This window comes from Paraburkholderia hayleyella (genome assembly GCF_009455685.1).
GTDB lineage: Bacteria > Pseudomonadota > Gammaproteobacteria > Burkholderiales > Burkholderiaceae > Paraburkholderia > Paraburkholderia hayleyella.
Genome location: NZ_QPES01000001.1, coordinates 2,204,348 through 2,227,061, shown reverse-complemented (window position 1 = coordinate 2,227,061; position 22,714 = coordinate 2,204,348). Strand labels below are relative to the sequence as shown.

21 protein-coding genes and 1 pseudogene are annotated in these 22,714 nt (G+C 61.9%); 16 read left to right on the top strand and 6 right to left on the bottom strand.

The genetic code is table 11. The annotated features are described in order from the left end of the window. Nucleotides 1–51 precede the first annotated feature (51 nt). The 15 genes and pseudogenes from GH657_RS09940 (at nt 52) to GH657_RS09875 (ending at nt 14,293) form a co-directional block, all read left to right on the top strand. Nucleotides 52–243: a Flp family type IVb pilin gene (locus GH657_RS09940; RefSeq protein WP_153100592.1), complete on the top strand. Its 192-nt coding sequence runs from the start codon at nt 52–54 to the stop codon at nt 241–243. 158 nt (nt 244–401) lie between these two features. Next, a complete protein-coding gene (locus GH657_RS09935; protein ID WP_153100590.1) occupies nt 402–905 on the top strand; it encodes an A24 family peptidase in 504 nt (167 codons plus the stop codon). Further along, nucleotides 902–1,387: a TadE/TadG family type IV pilus assembly protein gene (locus GH657_RS09930; protein ID WP_153100588.1), complete on the top strand. Its 486-nt coding sequence runs from the start codon at nt 902–904 to the stop codon at nt 1,385–1,387. The genes GH657_RS09935 and GH657_RS09930 overlap by 4 nt, the downstream gene beginning before the upstream one ends. 103 nt (nt 1,388–1,490) lie before the next feature. Further along, the gene (cpaB, locus tag GH657_RS09925; RefSeq protein WP_153100586.1) at nt 1,491–2,411 is read left to right on the top strand and encodes a Flp pilus assembly protein CpaB; all 921 of its coding nucleotides are present in this window, start codon (nt 1,491–1,493) and stop codon (nt 2,409–2,411) included. Between the two features lie 54 nt (nt 2,412–2,465). Then, on the top strand, nt 2,466–3,821 hold the full coding sequence (locus GH657_RS09920; protein ID WP_153100584.1) for a type II and III secretion system protein family protein: 1,356 nt from the start codon (nt 2,466–2,468) through the stop codon (nt 3,819–3,821). Then, nucleotides 3,818–3,943, top strand: coding sequence for a hypothetical protein (locus GH657_RS18410; protein ID WP_281349380.1), 126 nt, complete (start codon nt 3,818–3,820; stop codon nt 3,941–3,943). The genes GH657_RS09920 and GH657_RS18410 overlap by 4 nt, the downstream gene beginning before the upstream one ends. Further along, nucleotides 3,915–5,153, top strand: a complete 1,239-nt coding sequence (locus GH657_RS09915) for a fimbrial protein (RefSeq protein WP_153100582.1) — start codon at nt 3,915–3,917, stop codon at nt 5,151–5,153. The genes GH657_RS18410 and GH657_RS09915 overlap by 29 nt, the downstream gene beginning before the upstream one ends. 3 nt (nt 5,154–5,156) lie before the next feature. Beyond that, complete coding sequence (locus GH657_RS09910; protein WP_153100580.1) at nt 5,157–6,503, top strand: TadA family conjugal transfer-associated ATPase; 1,347 nt, start codon at nt 5,157–5,159, stop codon at nt 6,501–6,503. Then, nucleotides 6,496–7,497, top strand: a complete 1,002-nt coding sequence (locus GH657_RS09905; RefSeq protein ID WP_153100578.1) for a type II secretion system F family protein — start codon at nt 6,496–6,498, stop codon at nt 7,495–7,497. Before GH657_RS09910 ends, GH657_RS09905 begins: the two co-directional genes overlap by 8 nt. 41 nt (nt 7,498–7,538) lie before the next feature. Then, nucleotides 7,539–8,543 (top strand): type II secretion system F family protein, encoded by a 1,005-nt coding sequence (locus tag GH657_RS09900; protein WP_153101712.1) that lies wholly within the window; start codon nt 7,539–7,541, stop codon nt 8,541–8,543. A gap of 13 nt (nt 8,544–8,556) precedes the next feature. Beyond that, nucleotides 8,557–9,462, top strand: a pseudogene (locus tag GH657_RS09895) (tetratricopeptide repeat protein); the annotation flags it as partial. A gap of 500 nt (nt 9,463–9,962) precedes the next feature. Next, nucleotides 9,963–10,346, top strand: a complete 384-nt coding sequence (locus GH657_RS09890) for a DUF3613 domain-containing protein (RefSeq protein WP_246174045.1) — start codon at nt 9,963–9,965, stop codon at nt 10,344–10,346. 1 nt (nt 10,347) lies between these two features. Continuing rightward, on the top strand, nt 10,348–12,105 hold the full coding sequence (locus GH657_RS09885; RefSeq protein WP_153100576.1) for a TadG family pilus assembly protein: 1,758 nt from the start codon (nt 10,348–10,350) through the stop codon (nt 12,103–12,105). Nucleotides 12,106–12,128: 23 nt separating this feature from the next. Further along, nucleotides 12,129–13,517, top strand: a complete 1,389-nt coding sequence (locus GH657_RS09880) for a sigma 54-interacting transcriptional regulator (protein WP_153100574.1) — start codon at nt 12,129–12,131, stop codon at nt 13,515–13,517. A gap of 47 nt (nt 13,518–13,564) precedes the next feature. Further along, a complete protein-coding gene (locus tag GH657_RS09875) occupies nt 13,565–14,293 on the top strand; it encodes a DUF2968 domain-containing protein (protein ID WP_153100573.1) in 729 nt (242 codons plus the stop codon). A 189-nt stretch (nt 14,294–14,482) separates the two neighbouring features. On the opposite strand, the gene hfq is transcribed toward GH657_RS09875, so the two are convergent. From hfq to GH657_RS09845, 6 genes are all read right to left on the bottom strand, one after another. Beyond that, complete coding sequence (gene hfq / locus GH657_RS09870) at nt 14,483–14,947, bottom strand: RNA chaperone Hfq (protein WP_153100571.1); 465 nt, start codon at nt 14,945–14,947, stop codon at nt 14,483–14,485. A 306-nt stretch (nt 14,948–15,253) separates the two neighbouring features. After that, nucleotides 15,254–16,483: an MFS transporter gene (locus GH657_RS09865; protein WP_153100570.1), complete on the bottom strand. Its 1,230-nt coding sequence runs from the start codon at nt 16,481–16,483 to the stop codon at nt 15,254–15,256. A gap of 233 nt (nt 16,484–16,716) precedes the next feature. Then, nucleotides 16,717–17,577 (bottom strand): efflux RND transporter periplasmic adaptor subunit, encoded by an 861-nt coding sequence (locus tag GH657_RS09860; protein ID WP_153100568.1) that lies wholly within the window; start codon nt 17,575–17,577, stop codon nt 16,717–16,719. Nucleotides 17,578–17,590: 13 nt separating this feature from the next. Next, on the bottom strand, nt 17,591–17,791 hold the full coding sequence (locus GH657_RS09855; RefSeq protein ID WP_153100566.1) for a DUF1656 domain-containing protein: 201 nt from the start codon (nt 17,789–17,791) through the stop codon (nt 17,591–17,593). Next, a complete protein-coding gene (locus tag GH657_RS09850) occupies nt 17,781–19,988 on the bottom strand; it encodes an FUSC family protein (protein WP_153100564.1) in 2,208 nt (735 codons plus the stop codon). Before GH657_RS09850 ends, GH657_RS09855 begins: the two co-directional genes overlap by 11 nt. A 15-nt stretch (nt 19,989–20,003) precedes the next feature. Then, nucleotides 20,004–21,602: an efflux transporter outer membrane subunit gene (locus tag GH657_RS09845; protein WP_153100562.1), complete on the bottom strand. Its 1,599-nt coding sequence runs from the start codon at nt 21,600–21,602 to the stop codon at nt 20,004–20,006. Between the two features lie 172 nt (nt 21,603–21,774). Between GH657_RS09845 and GH657_RS09840 the strand changes: the two genes are divergently transcribed. Beyond that, on the top strand, nt 21,775–22,713 hold the full coding sequence (locus GH657_RS09840) for a LysR family transcriptional regulator (protein WP_153100560.1): 939 nt from the start codon (nt 21,775–21,777) through the stop codon (nt 22,711–22,713). Nucleotide 22,714 lies beyond the last annotated feature (1 nt).

The window sequence follows — 22,714 nt, the reverse complement described above, 5'->3', positions numbered from 1 at the left end:
TCTACTACCCTGCGTGGCTGAATATTATTTTTCATGAATTCCGGGGGAGTGATGAAAAACATCATTAAGCGTTTTCTAACAGAAAACAAAGGCGTCACGGCTATTGAGTATGGCCTGATTGCAGGAATCATTGCGGTGGGTATCGTAACCGCGACGACAGGGGTAAAAACAGCTATTGTTTCTACCTTTAATGCCGTGGCGAGCGCCTTGCCTACAGGCACATCAGGCGGCGGCGGTGGTTAAAAAGCCGGTCGGGACATTAATCTCGCACAAAAACTCGTGCCTGGCTATTTTCCAGCCTGCTCCACGTTTCCGGGTTAGCCTGACTAAATAACCCGTCATTCAATCCGTCTGAACCCAATATCTGGTTCAGACGGATTGTTCTGCCAATCGAGTGAAACATGAATGGGCATCTCAGCAGTGTCCTGTTTATTGCATGGGCGATCGCCATTGCGGTGTGCGATTGCCGCAATCGGCGGATTCCGAATGCACTCGTCGTCATCGGTTTCATTGCCGCTTTGATGTGCGCCGTGCTTCGCCATAACCCGTTTGGCATCTCTTTCTATGCGGCATTGCTTGGCACAGCAGTGGGCCTGATCGCATTGCTGCCGTTTTTTGTTATCGGCGTGATGGGTGCGGCTGACGTCAAGGTTTTCGCCGTTCTGGGCGCCTGGTGCGGAATGCAGCCGTTGCTCGGATTGTGGGTTGCAGCGAGTCTTGCCGCCGGGGTTCATGCCGCGACATTGCTGCTGACTTCGCGCTCGCGCATCCCTGCATTGAGCGGGCGTCGCGCCACACCTACTTTTGAGCTTGCAGGGCGTCGCTCGACGCCTTATGCCGCATGCCTGACAGTGCCCGCAGCCGCGTGGGTGGCCTTGCAGTTTGTAACAGGTGCCACGACATGACGTCCACTACGCTTGTCCACTATCGCATTGATGTCAAAGCGTCACGTGAGCAGCGCGGCAGCATGGCGGTTGAGTTTGCGATGATTTTTCCGCTGTTTTTCCTGATTCTCTATGCGATCGTCACGTTCAGCCTGATCTTCGTGGCGCAGCAAAGCTTGACGCTGGCCGCGGAAGAGGGCGCGCGCGCCGCACTGAATTATCAGCAGGCAAAAGATGTGCCCAGTGCGTTGGCCGCACGTGCGAGCGCCGCCTGCAGCGCGGCAACGGGAACCGTGGGCTGGCTCTCGGGCCGTTATGCAAGCTGCGTGGCCACACCCGCTGCTTGCACCTTCAATACCGCCATGCAATGCGTGAAAGTCACGCTGACCTACAACTACGCTGGAAAACCCCTGATTCCCACGCTGCCCTTGCTGAGTCTGGTGCTGCCTGCCGCACTCTCGAGCAGTGCCATGGTGCAGCTCAATCCCGGATACCTGCTGTGATCGACCGGTCAGAAATTCATGTGCTAGTCACGGCCTCAAAGCCCAAAGCCTACGCTGCGCGTGGTTTTTCCTGTTTCATATCCCGCCGCAAGAGGGGGCCGCGATGCCACACCTGACGCGAATCATCGCCGGTGTGCTGATCGCGCTAGCGCTCTTGCTCGGTCTGGCGGCATGGATGCTGTCGCACCGCGCAGCGCCTTCCGCCGTGGTCCGGCCTGTCGCGCAAGCCACGTTTCCCGTCGTCGTGACGACGCACGCTTTGCCCGCAGGCAAGCCGATTGCGCTCGAAGCGCTGCGCATCCAGCCGTTCCCGGTTCAGCCGGACGGAGCCTTTGCCGATCCCGCGGTGCTGGTTGGACGCGTGCCCATGGCGGATATTGGCGTGGGCGCACCAGTCTTTGAGACGCAGTTGTCATCCGGGCTCGCGGAGCGCATTGCTCCCGGCGAGCGGGCCGTGGCCGTGCGGGTGGATGAAACCAATGCGGTGGGCAATCGCGTGCGGCCAGGCAATTTCGTCGATGTGTTCTTTACGCTGAAGCGCGAACCGGCTGCGGGGTTAAGCGGCGCGGAGATCGAGCAAACCCAGGCGCGCCTGTTGCTCTCGAAGGTGCGCGTGCTGGCCTTCGGCAATAACACGAGCAGTGCCACGCTCAATGACGTCACACCCAATCCCAACGATCCCGCGGCGATGGCGCGGACTGCGGTGCTGGCGGTGCCGATGACCGATATCAACCGGTTGACACTCGCCGAAATGAATGGGCACCTGGTGCTGGCATTACGGAATCCAGAAGATAACGAGGTGGTCGATTCGCGCGCGTTTGCAGCGCTTCCCGAGGTGCTGAAAACCGTGGTGCAAGGCGCGGCTCAGGACGTCTCGACACGCGCCGCAGCCGGTATTGCGCTGGATGCGCTAGCGGGCGGCGGTGGCCGCACTCAGACAGCAGTGCATGCGCGTCCCGCAACGCGCACTGGCGGCAGCATTGAAGTCATTCGCGGTGGGCGCGCGGAAACGCTCGCCTGGTAAGCCGTTTCAGGTCACGGGTAGCGATGTTCGTGGCCGCTATAACAACACAACACAATGACAAAAAAGATTTTTGCCTTCGAGGTGGCGGCGTGGCTTCGTGCTGTGCCGCTGATAGTCTTGTCGCTGGCCGGCCCAACGGTTGCATGGGCGAATGAGCGTCCCGGCGCGACGCTTGAAATGGCGGTCGGTGCCCAGCGGACGCTGGCGGCGGGGCACACGATGCGGCGCATTGCCGTGGGGGATCCCAGCGTGGCGGACGTGCTGGTTTTGCGCGGTGACAAACGGGGGGGCGTGCTGCTGGTCGGCAAGGCAGCGGGTACCACCAGTGTGATGCTATGGGAGCGCGCGGATGCGCCACCCCTGACGTATACCGTCAACGTGAGCCCTCGCGCGGCACGCTCGATCCTCGGCGGTGACGCACCTGCCATGAAAGTGCTGGGCAACACGGCGTTGATCTCCGGTTCGACGCCCACGATGGAGTCACATCAGCGCGCGGTAGCAGCGGCCAATGCCTCGCTGGACAAAGATGGCGTGGTGGTGGACACCTCGACGATCGCATCGCGGGCCGTGGTGCAGGTGGATGTCAGGGTGGTGGAATTCAGCCGTTCGGTACTCAAGCAGATTGGCTTCAATTTTTTCCGTCAGAGCGCCAATGGTTTTTCGTTTGGCACCTTTGCGCCTGCCGCGCCTACTACTGTCACGCCAGGCTCGCTGCCCGCGCTGGGCACGCCAATCACCTCGGCTTTCAACCTGGTGTTCAACTACGCCTCCGAGGGTATTTTTTCTAACCTGAGCCTGATGGAAAGCAACAATCTCGCGCGCATCCTCGCGGAGCCGACCCTGGTCGCGCTCTCCGGACAGAGCGCCAGTTTTCTCGCGGGCGGCGAAATTCCGGTGCCCGTGCCTGAGGCGTTGGGTACGACGTCGATCCAGTACAAGCCCTATGGCATCGGCTTGACCGTGACACCGACCGTGCTCAGTCCGCGACGCATCGCGCTGAAGGTGGCGCCAGAGGCCAGTGAGCTGGATTTCGTGCATGCGGTCACGGTGAATAGCATCTCTGTCCCCGCCATCACGACGCGCCGCGCCGATACCACCGTCGAACTGGGTGATGGCGAGAGCTTCGTGATCGGCGGGCTGATTGACCGCGAAACGGCATCGAATGTCAGCAAGGTGCCGTTTCTGGGCGACTTGCCAATCATCGGAACGTTTTTCAAGCAGTTGAGCTACCAGCAAAACGACAAGGAACTGGTGATTATCGTGACGCCGCATCTGGTGTCGCCGCTGGCGAAGGGTGCTGTTTTGCCCAGCACGCCAGGCGAACAATCGGAGCAGCGCAACGGCCCGGTATGGCGGGACTTGTTAGGCGGCGCGGCGGCCACCACGCTGGTGCCAGGATTTTCGAAATGAGCGCACGACGTATCGCGGTGTGGGCGAGCGATGTCGCTGCAGCGGTGCGCGGCGCGGCAGCCGCCGTATCACGGTCCCCGAAGGATGCCCAGGATGAATGCGAGAACGTATCCCTTGACTGAACCAGCTCTGACGGACTCCTTCGTTCTTGCCTCCTTGAGCAGTGAGCATGCTCACTGGCTGGCGACGACGCTGGCCCAGGCGGGCAGGGTGGATGTGGTGGCACTCGATTCAGCCGTGCTCACGCAGCGCATTGCCGCGCTCAACCCCACACTGGTGTTTATTGATTTTTCGGCGGGCCGTGCCGCGGCCGCCAGCGTGGTGGCCAATGCAGTGCGGGCCGCTTATCCATGCATGCAGATTGTCGCGCTGGGTTTGCTCAGCGAGCCGGAAACGGCGTTGGCTGCTTTGCGTGCCGGCGTGCGCGATTTCATTGATCTGGGTGCACCCGCTGAAGACGCTGTGCGCATCACGCAGCAGGTGATGGCGCAACAGGTTGAGCCCATCAGCCGCCATGGCCGTTTGACGGTGCTGCTCGGAGCTCGCATCGGCATGGGCGTGAGCACGCTGGCCGCCAATCTGGCGGTGGCGCTGCAACGGCGCAAGGCGGCCCAGGACCAGCAGACGGTGCTACTGGATCTCGGCTTGCCCGCTGGTGATGGCGCCATGCTGCTCGATACGCGCAGCGAATTCGATTTCGTGGCAGCGGTGCGCAATTTGCGCCGCTTCGATCGAACCTTTATCCATACCGCGTTATCGCGTCATCCGAGCGGCGTGGCCCTGACGGCGCTGCCCACCGATCTGGCGGAGATGCGCACGGTTTCCTACGCCGCATCGATTAGCTTGCTGAACCGCCTGCGGGCCTTTTTTGACCAGCAGATTGTCGATCTGGGCGGCTTTTCCAACCGTGAATTTATGGCGCACGTGGTGCAGGCCGCCGACGAAGCGTGGCTGGTGTGCGATCAGGGGGTGGCCTCGGTGGTGTCGGCGGTCGGCGTGCTGGATGCGTTGCGTGAAGATTTGCCGCAAGCCGTCAACGTGCAGCTTGTCGTGAACAAATACGACCCCGAGCTGGGTTTGAGCGCGGCGCAAATCGCCCAGCGCCTGAACCTGCCGCTGCTGGCGAGTCTGCCAGAGCGTCGCGTGGCGCTGGGTCAGGCGGCCAATCAGGGGCAACTGCTTGTCGAGACCTCGACGCGTGACATTTATGTCCGCGCGCTTGAACCGCTGATTGAGCGCCTCGGTGGCGCGGCGTGCGCGACCTCCGCACGTGGGCGCTTCGCATTCGATGCGCTCAGGCGTTTTATTCCACCTTCAAACAAGCGGTCATAAACGATGGGAAAAGACATTCAATTTGCCGACGATGCCCCGTCGTTCGCGCACAGCCAGCAGTTTCAGGACATCAAGAACGCGGCGCATGAGCATCTGCTGACCCGCATCGAAGAACTGGGCGCTGAATTTGGCCGCTGGTCGCGCCAGGCGATCAACCAGTTCGTTGATCTGGAAATAGACAGCTTTGTGCGCTTGCGCCACATTCCCATCAACGAGAGCGAAGTGCGTCTGATTGCCGAGGCGCTCACCAAGGAGCTGGCGGGTTTTGGCCCGATTGAAGATCTGCTCAATGATCCCGCGGTCGAAGATATCCTGATCAACGGCTACAACGATGTCTATGTCTCGCGTCACGGCATTCTGGAGAAAATCCCGGTGCGCTTTGCCGATAATGCGCATCTGCTGCGCATCGTGCGACGCATTCTGGCACCCATCGGGCGGCGTCTCGACGAATCGAATCCGATGGTCGATGCGCGGCTGGCCGATGGTGGCCGTGTGAATGTCGTGATCGAGCCACTTTCCATAGATGGCCCGATCGTATCGATTCGCAAGTTTCGCAAGGACCCGCTGCGCCCCGACGATCTGCTCGGCAATGGCACGTATAACCACGAGATCGGCGCGCTGCTGGAGGCCGCGGTGAATGCGCGCTGCAATGTGCTGGTGTCAGGCGGGACGAGTTCGGGCAAGACCTCGCTACTCAATGCGCTGGCGTTTCATATTCCCGAAATCGAACGCGTCGTGACGATCGAAGACACGGCCGAGCTATCGCTGAACCATCCTCATGTGGTCCGGCTGGAAAGCCGCCCTGGCGGCTTTGACGGCTCGGGCCTCGTGACCATCCGCGATTTGCTGCGCAACACGCTGCGTATGCGGCCCGATCGCATCATCGTCGGCGAAGTGCGCGGCGGTGAAGTGCTCGAAATGCTGCAGGCGATGAACACCGGCCACGATGGGTCGATGGGGACGGTCCACGCCAGTTCGCCGCGCGAGTGCCTGTACCGGCTTGAGATGCTGGCGGGCTTCGCTGGTTTTCAGGGGACCGAATCAAGTTTGCGGCGGCAGATCGCCAATGCGATCGACTTCATCGTGCAGATCGGGCGCTTGTCGAATGGCCGCCGCCGCATCCTGTCGATTACTGAAGTGACGGGGCTTTCCGACAACATCATTGCAACCCAGGAGCTGTATCGCTACGAACCCGTAGCAGGTGCCGATGGCGAAGAGCGTGACCAGTGGGTGTCGCTCGGCATTCATCCGCATTCGTCCAAACTGGCGCGCTTCAGGCCGATGCTGTCGGAAGCGGCTGGGGGTTTTGGCGGGGGTTTTGGCGGCGCTGGGGGAGGCTTCAATGTCTAGCTCGGGCACGATCGCCATAGCGATCGCCTTGCTGGGCGCGCTGGCGCTGCTCAGCGCCGCGGCGGCGCTGCTGCTGTTGCAGCGAGGCGCGCAGCACAAGGAACGGGCCAACGCTGGGCGTTTTATCGACAGCCGGATGGCATCGTCGGCCCCGGCTATGGCGGGCATGCGTCCAAGTGCGCCCGCTCCGGCGCTCGCGGTCCCAGATGCGGGTGCGCGCTGGTCGGTGCGCGGGCGTTATCTGCGAGCCCAGGCGGCCAGGCGCATGGCCGAGCTAATGAGTCGCACGGGCCTGACGCAGGCGCGTTCACTGTTTTGGACCGTGGCAGTGGTTACGCTGCTGCTGTGCTGGTGGGCGCTGCGTCAGGCGGGGCTGCTGGCGGCAGGCGTGATGCTGCTGGCTTGCGTCGTGCTGGTTTATCTGCTGCTGTCGTGGCGCATCCAGAAGCGCCGCCAGATGATCGTGCAACAGTTGCCGTCGTTTCTCGATGGCATCGTGCGCCTGATCGTGCTGGGCAATAGCGTGCCCGCGGCGTTTCAGTCGTCGTTGCAAAGCACCGAAGCCCCTCTGCGTGAATGTCTCGATCATGTGTCGCGGATGCTGCGTTCGGGCACGGAGATTGATCGTGCGCTGTCCCATGTCGCACAGGTGTATCGCACCAGCGAGTTCGAACTGATTGGCGCCGTGTTGCGGCTGTCGGTCAAATACGGCGGCCGGGCCGATGTGATGCTTGACCGCATGGCGTCGTTCATGCGCGATATCGAGCAAGCCGAGCGCGAGCTGATTGCGATGTCGACCGAAACCCGTCTGTCTGCGTGGATACTGGCGCTGTTGCCGATTGGCATTGGTGGTTTTCTGATCATGTCGAATCCGGCGTACTTCAGCGTCATGTGGCATGACGATAGCGGCCGCTTGCTGGTGTACCTCGCGTTTCTGCTGCAGATGGCTGGCGCCTATCTGCTCTATCGCCTGGCGCGGCTCAGGCGGGCGTGATCTGGCAAACATGAACAGACAAACATGAACGAGGGGACATGATGCAACCGATGCCTCTGGTGGTCCTGGCGTTAGCGCTGTTCGCGCTGGCGTTGCTTTTGCTGGCGGGAGGGCTGATCGTGCGTCTGGCGCACGAGCGCCGCAGCGTTCGCACCTTGACCCAGGCGCTGGAGCAGCGCGCCGCGGCGGCAGCGGCCACGCGAGGCCATGGCGTAGAGGAACGCGCCAGCACGGCCGCGGGCGTGAAACCCGCGCTGGGTCGGCCATCGTTTTTCGCACAAGGGTTGCAGCAACTCGCGCGAACCGGAGCACGGCTGCTCGACACCTCATTGGGCAAGTTGATCGTCGCCGAGGAAGACCGGCGTTTGCTGGAGCAAAGCGGTTTTGTCGAGGCCCACTCACGCGGGCTTTTTCTGATGGCGCGGGTGGCCTGCGCCGTCGCACTGCCGCTGTTAGCGGCTCTCCTCGCGCACGGACAGCTTGCCGGGCCGCGCTATCCGTTGCTATTACTGCTGGCGGCGGTGGCCGGCTTCATGCTGCCCAAGCTCTATGTGCATCACCGCGCAGCGGCGCGGCGTGAAGCCGTGGTTGAAGAGCTACCCATGCTGGTCGATCTGTTGCGTTTGCTGCAAGGCGTAGGGCTTTCGCTGGATCAAAGCCTGCAAGTCATGGTGAACGATTTTCGTGGCGTGCAGCCGGTGCTGTCGAGCGAACTCGAGATTGCGCAGCGCCAGTTCGCCGCTGGGCGCACACGGGAGCAGTCGCTACACCGGCTCGCCACCAGTTTTTGCAATGAGGACTTGCGTGCCGTCGTGCGTTTGCTGATTCAGGTCGATCGCCATGGCGGTGCGGTTCAGGAGCCGCTCAAACAGTTCGGCGACCGCTTGCGCGAAACGCGCCGCTCGCTGCTACGTGAGCGGATTGGCCGTCTCACCGTGAAAATGACAGGCGTGATGATCGTCACGCTGCTTCCTGCGCTGCTAATCGTGACAGCCGGGCCTGGTGTGCTGGCCGTGACAAAAACACTGTCGGCGCTGCATCGTTGAGGAAATCACCATGATGGATCGGAAATGGCTGGGTTTTTATGTCGCCCCTGTTCCAGGCGCGCTGTTTGCCGGACGTCTCGGCGTGGTGCTGGGTTGTGCATGGCTCGGCGCGTGTGCGGGGCCCCCTTCAGGGTATGGCGTGGGGCCCCAGGTGGAACGCGAGGTCAAGATGCAGCAGGCCACGCGCAATGTCACGCCGGATACGCCCGGGATGTATCTGGGGTTGATCGAGCGCATGCAGGCACAGGGGCTCTATTACGCCTCGCTGGCGCATATCGATGCTTATGAGAAGCAGTACGGTGTATCGCCCGATACCATGCTGCTGCGTGCCGATGCGCTGCGCGCGACCGATCAGCCTGCGGCTAGCGCTGCGTCCTATACGGCGCTGCTGAAGACGCCACTGGCGGCGCGCGGCTATCGCGGTTTGGGACTACTGGCGGGCGCCAGCGGGGATTTTCCGGCTGCCACGCAAGCGTTGCAGCAAGCCGCGCAACTGGCTCCGACGGATGCCGTCACGCTGTCTGATCTCGGCTATGCGCGCTTGCGCAGCGGTGACATCAATGGCGCACGTGTGCCACTGATGCAAGCCGCGGAACTCGATCAGCACAATCCCAGGATTATGAGCAACGTGACGCTTTATTTGCTGGCTGAAGGCCGGCAAGCGCAGGCGCAGGCGCTGATGAATGAGCAGAAGATCGCCGACAACGTGCGCGAGACCATTCAAAACGAAGCGAGGAGAGTGGTGGTTGCCAGCCAGGCGTGGACACGAGCCGGGCATTCGTCCAGTGAGACGCCAGCGGCATCGACGTCAGCCGCCGTACCGGTGCCGCCTGGTGCGACATCGAATGCATCCGGTGAGTCAAAGCCAGCGGTGGCATTGGATGTGTCTACTGCTGAATCAAAGCCAGCGGTGGCTTTGGATGCGCCCACTGCATCAAAGCCCGTGCTGGCATCAGTCGTATTCGCCAAATCAAAGCCAACGGTGGCATTGGACACATCGATTGCTGAATCAAAGCCACCGGTGGCTTTGGATGCGCCCACTGCATCAAAGCCCGTGCTGGCATCAGTCGTATTCGCCAAATCAAAGCCAGCGGTGGCATCCGACACATCGATAGCTGAATCAAAGCTGCCGGTGGCATCGGATGCGCCCACTGCATCAAAGCTAATCATGGCGCCTCCACCCTTGTTGCCTTCCACGAAAGCGATGGAATCCGGGCAAACGGAAACAGCAACGTCTTCCATGGCATCGCAGCCTGGCTCCGTGCAGACGGTGGCGGCCGAAACCGTACCTGCGTCCGGATCGGATAAGCATGCCGCGATGCAGGATCCAGCGGTGTATCAGGCGTTGCGCATGCTGCAGCGATTTGCGCAATGACACGTGTTTTAAGAACGTGGGCAGCACGGGACAGGAGCCGGCACATGTCATTCAGAACCTCTTTTTTGCCAGCATGGCGCACATCGGCGCGATGGCTGCTATGCATGGGCATGCTGTCTGTGAGCTTCACCGCAGGCGCGCAGATACCCACAGAGGCACCCTTCCAGGAAGGGGCGAAGAGCGAACCGCGTGTCTCCGGTTCCGAAGCCGGTTATGCCGCCCGTGCCTGGCTAACGTTGCAAAGTAGCAATGCGGCAGCCGCTCCGGCGCTGCCGATGCTGGGCGCCGAAGCAGGGCTGGCCTATCAGCGCTACCTCGATTCGTTCAAGACGAAAATTCCGGCGTTATTCGGCTCGTCGATGGAAAGTGTGGTCAACGGGGACCCGTTACGCGGCGATTACCACAACAGCGGCTCGGCGCAAAACTGATATGTCACACCCCATTCGTCATTGCCGCGAATCTGGGCTGCCACGCCGTCGTCAGGCGGGAGCCATTGCCGTGCTGGCGGCGGTGTGGATCGGCCTTGCGGTCGTCGCGCTGGCGGCGCTGGATGTGGGCAACGTTTTTCTTGCGCGCCGCCAGTTACAGCGCACCGCCGATATGGCGGCGATTGCCGGGGCGCAAACGGTTTCGACGGCGACGGGCTGTGCCGGGGCCACCGCCGCCGCGCAAGGCAGTGCGGCGCGCAATGGCTTGCCCGCCACGGGCGCCAGCCTGAATCTGACCTGCGGCCGCTGGGATCCTTCGGTTAATCCCGGGCAGTCGTATTTTTCTGCGAGCGGCACGCCGGTGAACGCGGTGCAAGTCAAGCTGAGCCAGAACATTCCTTACTTTTATCTCGGGCCCGCGCGCCTGGTGCAGGCACAGGCCACCGCTCAAGCGACCAACGTGGGCGTGTTTTCGCTGACCACAACGCTTGCCAGCGTTTCGCCTGCCTTGCTCAATGGTTTGCTGAATGGCCTGCTCAATACCAATCTCAATCTCAGCGTGGCGTCTTACCAGGGGCTGGCCCAGGCGCAGATCAAATTGCAGGATCTGTCCACCGCGCTAGGCGTGGGCACGATGAACCAGTTGCTCACGACTCAGGTTGGCGTTGGGCAACTGGCGACGGCGATGATTAGCGCACTCAGCAAAAGCGGCACGGCCACGGGCAGCGTCATCACCGATCTTGGGACGATTGCGGCGGCGGTTCCGGGCGGCCAGAAGATTGCGCTAGGTAACACCGCAACGCAAAACGGGCTGCTCTCGATTGGTCTGGCTGACCCCCAGGCGGCAGCGAGCGCGAGCATCAACGCGCTGGATGCCTTGCTTGTCGCCGCCGAAATTGCGCGCGGAAACTCAGCGATCAATCTCGGGCTCGGGATTAATCTTGGGCCCCTGGTGACGTTGACAGCACAGGCGAAAGTCATTGAGCCGCCGGTGATCGCCGTGGGCGAAGCGGGTCGTTATCCGAATGGCACCTGGCGCACCAGTGCGCATTCGGCGCAGGTCCGGGTCTTTCTCAACGTGGCTTTGCTGAACGGCATCAATCTTGTGGGCTTGGCCAACCTGAGCGCGCTGAACTTGCCGATCTACATCGAGGCCGGGCAGGGCACGGCGTATTTGCAAAGCACGCGATGCACCGCGCAAAAAGCGACCAGCCAGAGCGTCGTGGTGGCGCAGCCAGGCATCGCGGCCCTGTGCGTCGGTGCCGATGCCGCGACTAATTTTGCCAATATCACCGGGCCTACCACGTGCAGCAAGCCCGCTACGATCACCACCGCGAGCGTGCTGTTTAGCCTGCTTGGCCTCGTGAATATTTCGGTCGGTAGCGCGTCGCCGCCATCGGGCCTGAACCTGAGCCTGCAAGCCGCAGCCCCCACGACGTTTGTCTTCAATGGCGTCGCGGGAGATAGCGACGATTACCAGTCGACCAATACCAACGGCGTGGGGGGCGCGACCGCGGGCGTGCTGACCCAGCTTGTCACGGCGCTGCCCGGATCGCTGCATGCGACCCTGCTCGGCGGTCTTGATGTCACGTCCTTGCTGTCAGCGGTGCTGAGCGGCTTGGTAGGCGTGCTCAACCCGATTCTCACCACGCTGGATGCGGCGCTCGTGCCGCTGTTGCAACTGCTCGGCGTGCAGATTGGCATCAGCACAGTCCACGACAGCACCTTGCTCTGCAGTCAGGCCCAGCTTGTTTATTGATGTTGAGAGAAGAATCACGGTCTATGAGAACTCCCGCCAAAATTGATGAACTCGACCTCTACGTGTGGGAGGGAAAGGCCGACATTCTCGAACGGGTAGCCCGTTGCATGGCGAGCTTCGATATCGAAGTGATTCGCGCCGACGATGGGGCGATTGCCCCAGAACGTATCGCTGCACGGCCTTCGCTGGCGCTGGTGAGCGTCTCGGTGATCGACAGTGGCGCGCTGGTTCTACGCGACTGGCGCGCCACGCATGGCATGCCCGTGATCTGGGTGGGGGCCGCGCCGCGCGAGCATGATCCAGCGAGCTATCCGTCGGAGTACTCGCATATCCTGCCGCTCGATTTCACCTGTGCCGAGTTGCGCGGCATGATTGCCAAACTGGCGCTGCAACTGCGGGTACATACAGCACGGCCTTCCGAAGCCAGCGAGCTGGTCGCGCATTCGGCCTGCATGCAGGCTTTGCTGCACGAGGTCGATACTTTTGCTGATTGCGATACCAGCGTGCTGGTGCATGGCGAGACCGGCGTGGGTAAGGAGCGCATTGCCCAGCTTTTGCATGACAAGCATTCGCGCTATGGCGCAGGTCCGTTTGTCGCCGTGAATTGCGGGGCGATTCCAGATGGCCTGTTCGAATCATTGTTTTTTGGCCATGCGAAGGGTTCATTCACAGGCGCCGTGGTTGCGCATAAAGGCTACTTCGAGCAGGCCGACGGCGGCACCTTGTTTCTCGACGAAATTGGCGATTTGCCGCTGTATCAGCAGGTGAAGCTGCTACGCGTGCTCGAGGATAGCGCGGTGACACGTCTTGGCGCCACGACGCCCGTGAAGCTCGATTTCCGCCTGGTGGCCGCGACGAACAAGTCTTTGCCACAACTCGTCAGGGATGGTGTGTTCCGGGCGGACCTGTATTATCGGCTGGCGGTGATCGAGTTGCGGATTCCCTCGCTGGAAGAACGCGGCGCGGGTGACAAGATTGCCTTGTTCAAGATGTTTGTGACGGCGATTGTAGGGGCCGAGCGGCTGGCCGCGTTATCCGGAATTCCGTACTGGCTGGCCGATGCGGTGGCCGAAATGTATTTCGCGGGCAATGTGCGCGAGCTGCGCAATCTTGCCGAACGCATTGGCGTGACGGTGCGCCAGATCGGCGTATGGGATGCGGCACGGCTGCAACGTCTGCTGGCACTGGCAAGCGGCACCCCCGCCGTGACTGAAACCACCCCGGATGTTCTGGTGGATCGCAGCAAGTGGGACATGGGTGAACGCAACCGCGTGCTGACGGCCCTTGACGCGAATAGCTGGCGCCGACAGGACACGGCGCAATATCTTGGGATTAGCCGCAAGGTATTGTGGGAAAAAATGCGCAAGTATCAAATTTTCGACGAAGAGCCCGAAACCCGGGAAAGTGAGTAATAATGAGACGGATCGCCTAAAACAAGAACTGTTCAAGCAGGAATCACATGAATTACAAGTCGAAATGCCGACAGACTGCGTTGGCGGCGCTCATCGTGAGCGGAGCAATACAGCATGCATCAGGGCAGTATTTGCCGGCAGATGTGAGAGGTACATCCCGCCATGCCGTCGTCGCGGTGAAGACCCAAAACACGGCATTGCCGGAGTTACCGTCTAGCCAGGCGCTGGACCAGCCGGCGGTTGCGCTGACGGCAGATGAAGCAGGACAGTCGGCTGCAGGTAATGTGGCGCAGTTGCAGCAGATGATTCGCAACTCAACGCTGGTTGAATTGCGCACAACCTATAACGGCAGTTATGGCACGAGCATTCTGTTCGATGCGCAAGAAATGACCTATTACGTCGCGCTTTTTCAGCAAAAGAGTTTCTGGCGTGTGATCAAGACTCAGGACGAAACCCGCGCCGATCTGATTTACAAGGATTTCGTGCGCCAGACGCAGCAGTTAGCGGAGATTGAAATTCGCCGGATGAAACTGGAAGCGCAAAAAGTCTTTACTGAACGCATGATCGCGCAGTCGCAGGGACGCGCGGACCGTTTGCAGGCGGATTTGAGCGTTGCGCGGCAACAGCAGTCGATTGTGCTTCAGCAGCAGCAGCAAACGCGTGCCGAAGCGGCCGCGCTACAGCAGCAAAAGAGCCAGGCGCAGGCGCAATTGCAAGATGCCCAGCGTCAGGTGCACGAACTTCAGCAGTTACTGGAAAGCGGGCTGCCTAAATGACGTCGGTTTGACGTCGGTTGCCATGTAAGCTTGGCGCTGACCGGCGCACATGAGCGCCCTGAAACTCAAAACCCCCATGGCTGGTGCGCATGGGGGTTTTGAGTTTCAGGGCGTCGACATCAGGCGAGGTATGAAATGCCACCTGCCGCCTGCCACCGGGCGGGCCCGGTGCTTGCGGCAGGCACCAGGTTACTCGTTATTGCCGTTATTACCGTTATTGCCATTGTTACCAAACAGACGCCGCCGCCGGGTCACGATGACCGGTCCATCTGCCGGAGCGCGTTCAGCACTGGGTGGCGGCTGATAAAAATCACGCGATTCGTGGGAGGGACGGGGTTCGCGCGGCTCGCGTGGTTCACGTGGTTCACGATGATCGCGTGAGCCATGCGGCCCGCGTGGCGTGTGCTCGCCATGCGACGGCCGGGCTGCGCGCGGGGCCGGGCGTGTGCCCATGTCAAGCTGGATAGTGGAGATGGCGCGCTTGTAGATGCCTTGCAGGCCAACAGGTGTGCGCAGCATTACCAGATACTGATCGAACGATTCAATGCATCCCGTCAGCCGGATGCCGTTGACGAGGTAGATTTCGACGCGCTTTCGTTCTTTGCGCGCAGCGTTCATGAAGTCGTTTTGCGGATGCGGTTCTGCGGAAGGCATGGACAAGTCAGGTTAGGGAAACGGATGCTGGCCGCCATTTTACCCATGGCGGGTGAAAGGGCGCTGCGAAAACTGCGCCTACTATAACGGCTTGCGACCAGATAAGCATCTCTTAACTACGCAGCCATATGGGGTATATCAAGGCATACATGCGATCGGGAAAGTATGGAGGGCAACCGCCAAGCCGGAATATGCGGGTTTTCACGCCCAGGCGTTCAGGTTCTTTGGCAGCCCGCTCACTTTGATCTTCGTGCATGTTGCGTGTGTATTGCGTGTGTATTGCGTGCGTATTGCATGCGTATTGCCTCACGCTTTGGCGGGTACAGCCTTGTGACCTTCAACGTCCGGCAGGAATATCGCCAGCACGCCAATCAGCGGCAAGAACGAGCAAATCTTGTAAACATGGGCGATGCTGGTCGCATCGGCCAGATGGCCCAGTACGGCCGCACCGATCCCACCCATGCCAAACGCAAAGCCGAAAAAGAGCCCCGCCACCATCCCCACCTTGCCTGGAATCAGCTCCTGCGCATACACCAGAATCGCCGAAAAAGCCGAAGCCAGTACCACGCCAATCACGACGCTCAGCACACCGGTCCAGAACAGGTTGGCGTAAGGCAGCAGCAGCGTGAAGGGCGTGACGCCCAGAATGGAGACCCAGATCACATACTTGCGCCCGATCCGGTCGCCTACCGGCCCGCCGATGATCGTGCCCGCCGCGACGGCGGCAAGAAACAGGAACAGTTGCACCTGAGCGGCCTGTACCGGCAAATGAAACCTGTCGATCAGATAAAACGTGAAATAGCTGTTGATGCTGGCCAGATAGAAATATTTCGAAAACACGAGCAGCACCAGTACACCCATCGCCAGCAGCACCTTATTGCGCGGCAAGCTGGCCTGTACAGCTTGCGCGCCACGGGCCTTGCGGTTTGACGGATGCTGTTTGTACCAGCGGCCAATTTGCGTCAGCACGACCATCGCCACGAGCGCCGCGAGCGAAAACCAGGCAATGCTGCGCTGCCCATGCGGAATCACGATCAGCGCGGCAAGCAGCGGCCCCAGCGCCGAACCGGCATTGCCGCCCACCTGAAACAGCGACTGCGCCAGCCCGTGCCGGCCTCCCGAGGCCATGCGCGCCACGCGCGACGATTCCGGATGAAACACCGAGGAGCCGCAGCCCACGAGCGCGGCCGCAACCAGCAGCAAGGGGAAACTGGGCGCGACCGACATCAGTAACAGGCCGCTCAGCGTAAAGCCCATGCCGACCGGTAATGAATAGGGCTTGGGGTGCTTGTCGGTATACATGCCGACAAGCGGCTGCAGCAGCGAGGCCGTGATCTGGTAGGTCAGCGTAATCAGGCCGATCTGGGCGAAGGAGAGCGAGAAATTGCTCTTCAGCATCGGGTAAATCGCCAGAATCAGCGACTGGATCATGTCGTTGAGCAGGTGCGAAAAACTGATGGCGCCAAGGATCGGGTAGACCGTGCGCTGCAGCGCCGGAGCGGCGGAGGGCGCACTTTGATTAAGGCTGGATTGCATGGGATGGGTGATAACGGAAGAAGGGGTGGGAACGCCTGACTTGCCAGAACTTCCCTGAAAGAGCGGAATGCGAGGCATTTTGTCATATCTGGCACGCAAGCGTGCAATGCGGCATGGAAGCCCCGCCCCGCGCCCTGGCATGAATCATCCTTGCCGCACAGGCAGGCGCGCAGGCGGCTCCGTCAGTGCCGCCGTTTGTCCTTTTGTCCCGGCCCCCGGCCCCCGTGAGGCTATCAGCTGGGCGACACCACCACGGTGCAGGTCGTGCCCGAGGAGAGCGTGATGCCGTCGGGCACCTTGTCGATCTTGATGCGCACCGGGACGCGCTGCGCCAGCCGCACCCAGTTGAAGGTCGGGTTCACATCTGCCAGCAGCTCACGGCTTTGTGGATTGTCACGATCGTAAATGCCGCGCGAAATGCTTTCGACATGGCCTTGCAACACGCCACCGCTCATGAGCCGGATTTCGGCTTTCGCCCCGATCTTCACGCGCGGCAGCTTGGTTTCTTCGAAATAGCCATACACCCAAAACGAATGACTATCGACAATCGCCAGCTTCGCTACGCCGGCATTGGCATAGTTGCCGCGATAAACGCTCAGGTTCGTGACATAGCCATCAACTGGCGATACCACCCGCGTGCGCGCCAGGTTCAGCTTGGCCGCATCCAGTGCCGCCAGTGCCTGCTGGTATTGCGCCTGGGCAGTGGAGGCCGAATGCGTGGCGTTCTCGCGGGATTCTTTGGATACCACGAGGCTGTCGACGTCCGCACGCCGGCGCGCGTCGTCGCGGCGCATTTGCAGCTCGGCCGCGCGTGCGGCGACGGCGGCTTCGGCTTGGGCGACCGCGATCTGGTAGTGCGCCGGGTCGATCTGCATCAGCAGGTCGCCTTTTTTGACCGGCTGGTTGTCATGCACCGGTAGTTCGACGATGGCGCCCGATACGTCTGGCGCGACCGTGATGATCTCGGCGCGCACGCGGCCGTCGCGGGTCCAGGGCTCGTCCATGTAATAGACCCACAAGGTCCGGCCAATCAGAAGCGCGACGATGAAAACGATGGCCGTTGCGACAAAGCCCAGAATATTTCGGATGGTCATGGTTTGACTCTAATCAACGGTAAACGGCGAGCCCAAGCACGCCACAGATACAGACGAGCACGCTGGCCCGGAACAGGAACGGATGCCAGACCATGCGGTACAGCCCGGTCTGGGCGAGGACGCGGTCAAGCAGCCAGGTGAGGAAAGCGCCCGCGATGAACAGCAGCACGATGGCAGGCACATAGGCGTCGAGAACAGCGATTTCACGGGGCACGGGAAACTCCTTCGTGGGATTGCGGCTTGCCCGCGAGCGCCGCCAGGGGGGACTGCGGGTCGAGCAGCGCTGTCCGGATAAAGTGTAGATGGCTCAGCACGCGTTGCACCTGATGCCGCTCCTCGCGCGAGGGCGTGAAGCTGCCCAGTAATTGCTGGACTTCGGCGATGGCGTGCGCGGTCGCCGTGTGCGCTGCATCGAGCCGCTCCGGGCGCGGCTGGCGAAAGAGCGCGGCGACGGCGGCATTCATGGCGCGTACGGCTGCCTGCCACGGCATGGCCGCGCTATAGCGGGTGTCGCCGGGTAACGCGGCGATCTCGCGGCGCAGATCGATGATCGCGTTGCCGGTTTCGAGCACCGCGAACAGCCAGCGCAGCGTGTCGTGTTTGAGCTGGGGTTCACCCTCGGCAACCGCGTTGATCTGGAACATCAGGTCGCGCGCACCGCTTTCGAAACGGCTGCGCAGCCGGGTAAGACTGCCCCGGCAGGCCAGCACGACCTGGCGGCGCAGATCGACCAGCAACCGGTTGCGTAGCCACGGGTTGGACGGCGGCAGCAGCACCGCGAACGCGATCGACGAGACCGTCATCGATAAAAGCAGCGCGAGCGCATCGTTGAGAAAGCCAGTGGGATCGTAGCGGATCACGTTGTCCGGGGCCGCCAGGAAGCACAGGAAGATGCAATAGCCGACGCCATAGCCTGCCAGCTTCGGGCGCGTCGTCATGAACACGCCAATCGCCAGGAACGGTACCAGCGCGAAGCACAACAGCGGAAAACCGTCGATGCGCGGATAAACGGCGAACTCCAGCACCAGCCCCATCAAGGTGGCGAGCAGCGTGCCGGCGGCCATCTGCCAGGCGGTGCGCGTCGGATACGGCGATGAGGAGGCAAGAGCGCAGGTCGCCGCCGCGTTGAGTACGAGCGTGGCGCCGCTTGGCCAGGCGGTGGCAATCCAGAACGCGCCCAGAATGATCATCACCACGGTTGCGCGCAATCCCGCTACGCCCGCCGAGAGCAGATTGGTCTTGGGCTCGTAGCGCTCGATCCAGCGTTCGCGCGCATGGCTGTCGACAGCCAGCGAGGCATAGGTTTGCGCGTAGGCGTGCAGGTCATCGACGAAACGGTAGAGCAGCTCGGCAGCGGTATCGAAGTCGAGCAGCGGCACCTCGGGCTGAGCCTCGAGCGTGGCCCGCGTGGCGCGAATGCGTTTGGGCAGCGCGCTTTTGTAGGCTTCGAGCTGATTCGCCGCTTGAGCGGCATCGGCGGCGCTCAGCACGGGTTTGCCCGATTTGTACAGCAAGGGCGCGATTTCCTTGAAGTACGGCTCGAGCGCTTCGATGGCGGTGAGCGCGTGAGTGTCGCGCAGGCGGTTCATCAGTTGATGCAGCGCATGAAACCGCGTTGAAGCGGTCATGAATTCACCGTTGAGCCGCGACAGCCGGCCGCTGCGCATGCGTGTTTCGGGGCTCTCGAACACGGCGGCGCTACGCGTGGCTTCGAAGCCCACGATGTCGTTGACGAAACGGGCATTGGTGGCTTCGATCTGCGTGCGGTCCGCGCGCCCGGACAGCGAGGCCGAAACATATTCGACAAACGCGCCAAAGCGGGCGCGCACGGTTGAGCGCATTTGATGCCCGGCTTGCTGCGGGAACACGAGGGCGCTGACTGCTCCGGCGCAAATGATCCCCAGAATGACTTCGACCACGCGCGTGAGCGCCGACAAAAACGCGCCATCGGGATGTTGTGACGCGGGAATACCGATCAGCGCGGCGGTATAGCCTGCCAGCACGAAACCATATGAGCGGAAATTGCGGTTGCGCGCCGCGCCCGCCGTGCAGATGCCGATCCAGATCGCGGTCGAGATGATGAACATTTCGGGCTGCTGGGCGAAGAGGCCAAGCAGCGCCAGCATGACGACGAGGCCAACCAGCGTGCCGCAGATGCGGTAGAAGCTTTTGGCCAGCACCATGCCGCTTTGCGGCTGCATCACGATAAACACGGTGGTCATCGCGCTGCGCGGCTGGGGCAGATCGAGCTTCATGGCGATGCCCAGCGCGAGCAGCGCGGCGGAGATGGCCTTGAACAGGTAAAGCCAGGTGCGGCCATCGGTGCGGGCCCAGTCGGCGGCGGCGTCATAGAGCGCCGCCAGCGGCCGCGGCTGTACCGGTGGCGTGGGAGAGGAAGAAGACGCGGACATCAGGTGCCTCCGGGCTTAAGGCGCGGGGGCCGCGGTGGGGGGAGGGGCGGCCGCTGGAATGGCCGCTGGGGTCGTCACTGGGGTGCTTACTGAGGCAGGCGCCGCTGTGGCAACGGGCGCGGGGGCCTGTTTGCCCTTCGTGGGCAGCATTTCGCCAGCATCCGGGTTGTCGCTGGCGTGGATCAAGCCGCCGCCTAGCGCCGTGACCAGCGAGGCATGCGCGCCCAGACGCTGGGCCTGAATGCGTGCCACGCCTTCCTGAGCCCGCAGTAACTGGCTTTGCGCGACCAGCACATTCAGATAGTCGGTCAGACCGCGCTGATAGCCTGTTCTGGAGAGCAAGTAGGTTTTGCGTGCCGCGTCCACCGAGCGTTGCGCATCTTTTTCTTGCGTAGCGAGCGAGCGTATCCGCACCACCTGGTCCGCGATCTCTCGCAGTGCGGTGACGAGCGTCTGGTTATAGCGCTCGACAGCCACGTCGTAACCCGCCGCGGCCGCGCCCAGCTCGGCGCGCAGCCGGCCGCCATCGAAGATGGGCAACGAGAGCGCGGGGCCCGCGCTCCAGCTGCCATTGGAGCCATGCATGAACTGGAAGAGCGGCCCCATCGCGGCATAGCCCCCCACCGATGCCAGCAGGTTGATATCGGGATAAAAGTTGGCGTGTGCGACGTCGATGCCACGCGCTTGCGCCGCCACGCTCCAGCGGGCCGCGACGATATCAGGCCGGTGGCCGATGAGTTCGGCGGGCAAGGTGGACGGCAGGCCGGCGGGGGCGGTAGCCGCCAGCGCTGGACGCCGCAGCGTGTCCGCCGCGCCGGGCCCTTTGCCGGCGAGCGCCGCAAGCTGGTTGCGATCGAGTGCGATGGCTTCCTCGAGGGCGTCGATCTGCCGTTCATATTCCGGCAGCGGCGTTTGCGCCTGGCTGAGTTCGAGCTGCGTGCCCAGCCCTCCCTTCAGGCGGCGCAGGGCGAAATCAACGATTTGCTGCTGTTGCCCAAGGGTCGCCTTGGCGATATCGAGCAGCGCGTAATGCAGCGACATACTGATATAAGCGCTCACGATGTTGGCTTGCAGCTCAAGCTGGGCGGCGCGGGCATCGGCGGCACGGGCATGGGCGGTGTCGAGTGCGCGTTCGGCGGTGTTTTTATCCTTGCCCCAGAGGTCGAGGTGATAGCTGAGGCCGATCATGCCGGTGTTATTCCAGGTGTTTTGACTGGCGAGCGGGCCGGGGCCGTAGAACACGTTGTCGGGCCAGTGCTCGCCCTGGATTGACAGGTGAGCGTCGATTTGCGGCGCCAGCGCCGAGCGGGCCACGCCCGCCATGGCCAGTGCTTCGCGCACGCGTGCCTGGGCGGCGGCAAGGGTGGGGTTGCCGGCCTGGGCGGTCTCGATCCAGGCATCAAGCTGGGGATCACGATAGACCTGCCACCAGTCGGCGGCCGGCCACTGGGCGTCGGCATTGGCGGCACGGAGCGCCGCGCCTGCATCGAGCGACATGGGGTCGAGCCCGGCGGCTTGCGGCGCGATTCCCCGGGTACTGGCGCAGCCGGTGATTGTTAATGAGATCGCAAGAAACGCCAGGGTGGCGATCCCTCTTGGTACCGGAGACTGCACGATTTACCCCTTGAATTGGTGATAGAAGCTGGTTCGGTATTATATTTTTCGAGAGATTGTCGAATAACCCGTAAAGATGAAATGTATTTTTACGGAGATTGAGATAATGATGATTTCAATTCATGCAACAATCCAGCGGTCTAGAAGACGGTGCAAAAGAGGGTGAGCAGGTATGGATACGCTTCAAAACATGCGAGTGTTTGTACGGGTCGTGGAGGCCGGTAGTTTCACAGGGGCGGCGCAGCATCTGAATACGACGACGGCTTATGCCTCGCGCGCGGTGTCGGATCTGGAGGCGCATTTGCGCACCCGGCTCCTGAACCGCACGACCCGGCGCATCGCGCTGACCGAGGCCGGTGCGCATTACCTGCAGCGTTGCGAGCAGATTCTGGCGTATGTCGACCAGGCGGAGGCTGAAGCGGGCGACGCTCATGCACGGCCATCCGGCCGGCTCAGGGTGCATTCGATGACAAGCTGCGGCCAGCATTACATCGTGCCGGCCGTGGGCCACTACCAGCAACGTTATCCTGATGTGCAAATCGAATTGACCCTGGCGCAACGCGCGCCCGATCTGCTGGACGAAGGTTATGACGTGGCGTTGGTGCTCGCGCAAACGCTGCCGGATTCGGGGCTGGTGTCACAGCGTCTGGGCACGGTGTTCAGCATTGCCTGCGCATCGCCCGATTACCTCGAGCGCCATGGGGTGCCGCAAACGCCTGCGGATCTCGCCGAGCATACCTGTTTGCAGATGGTGACACCGATTTATCCGTCGAACGAATGGGTTTTCAGTGGCCCGAACGGCCAGGAGAGCTTTACTCTCGCCTCGGCGGCATTCAAGGTGAATGTCGCCGAGGCGATGGCGGTGGCGACCTGTGAGGGAATGGGGGTCAGCGTGCTACCCGTCTTCTCGGCGATCAGCCGTTTTCGCAGCGGCGAGCTGGTCTGGATCCTGCCGCAGTACACGCTGCAGGAGATGAACCTGTATGCGCTGTATCCCTCGCGTCAGTACCTCGACGCGAAAATCCGCACCTGGGTTGAGTTTTTGCGCGATGAACTGCCCGCCACACTGGCTGCCGAGCAGGAGGAGTTGCGTCTGTTCGCCCGGACCTGAC

Coding starts and splice junctions, on each gene's coding strand:
- GH657_RS18410 (WP_281349380.1), top strand. CDS start 3,818: ATGAGCGCACGACGTATCGCGGTGTGGGCGAGCGATGTCGCTGCAGCG.
- GH657_RS09930 (WP_153100588.1), top strand. CDS start 902: ATGACGTCCACTACGCTTGTCCACTATCGCATTGATGTCAAAGCGTCA.
- GH657_RS09850 (WP_153100564.1), bottom strand. CDS start 19,988: ATGTCCGCGTCTTCTTCCTCTCCCACGCCACCGGTACAGCCGCGGCCG.
- GH657_RS09910 (WP_153100580.1), top strand. CDS start 5,157: ATGGGAAAAGACATTCAATTTGCCGACGATGCCCCGTCGTTCGCGCAC.
- GH657_RS09860 (WP_153100568.1), bottom strand. CDS start 17,577: ATGACCATCCGAAATATTCTGGGCTTTGTCGCAACGGCCATCGTTTTC.
- GH657_RS09935 (WP_153100590.1), top strand. CDS start 402: ATGAATGGGCATCTCAGCAGTGTCCTGTTTATTGCATGGGCGATCGCC.
- GH657_RS09890 (WP_246174045.1), top strand. CDS start 9,963: ATGTCATTCAGAACCTCTTTTTTGCCAGCATGGCGCACATCGGCGCGA.
- GH657_RS09865 (WP_153100570.1), bottom strand. CDS start 16,483: ATGCAATCCAGCCTTAATCAAAGTGCGCCCTCCGCCGCTCCGGCGCTG.
- hfq (WP_153100571.1), bottom strand. CDS start 14,947: ATGCCTTCCGCAGAACCGCATCCGCAAAACGACTTCATGAACGCTGCG.
- GH657_RS09885 (WP_153100576.1), top strand. CDS start 10,348: ATGTCACACCCCATTCGTCATTGCCGCGAATCTGGGCTGCCACGCCGT.
- GH657_RS09880 (WP_153100574.1), top strand. CDS start 12,129: ATGAGAACTCCCGCCAAAATTGATGAACTCGACCTCTACGTGTGGGAG.
- GH657_RS09905 (WP_153100578.1), top strand. CDS start 6,496: ATGTCTAGCTCGGGCACGATCGCCATAGCGATCGCCTTGCTGGGCGCG.
- GH657_RS09940 (WP_153100592.1), top strand. CDS start 52: ATGAAAAACATCATTAAGCGTTTTCTAACAGAAAACAAAGGCGTCACG.
- GH657_RS09915 (WP_153100582.1), top strand. CDS start 3,915: ATGAATGCGAGAACGTATCCCTTGACTGAACCAGCTCTGACGGACTCC.
- GH657_RS09920 (WP_153100584.1), top strand. CDS start 2,466: ATGACAAAAAAGATTTTTGCCTTCGAGGTGGCGGCGTGGCTTCGTGCT.
- GH657_RS09900 (WP_153101712.1), top strand. CDS start 7,539: ATGCAACCGATGCCTCTGGTGGTCCTGGCGTTAGCGCTGTTCGCGCTG.
- GH657_RS09875 (WP_153100573.1), top strand. CDS start 13,565: ATGAATTACAAGTCGAAATGCCGACAGACTGCGTTGGCGGCGCTCATC.
- GH657_RS09840 (WP_153100560.1), top strand. CDS start 21,775: ATGGATACGCTTCAAAACATGCGAGTGTTTGTACGGGTCGTGGAGGCC.
- cpaB (WP_153100586.1), top strand. CDS start 1,491: ATGCCACACCTGACGCGAATCATCGCCGGTGTGCTGATCGCGCTAGCG.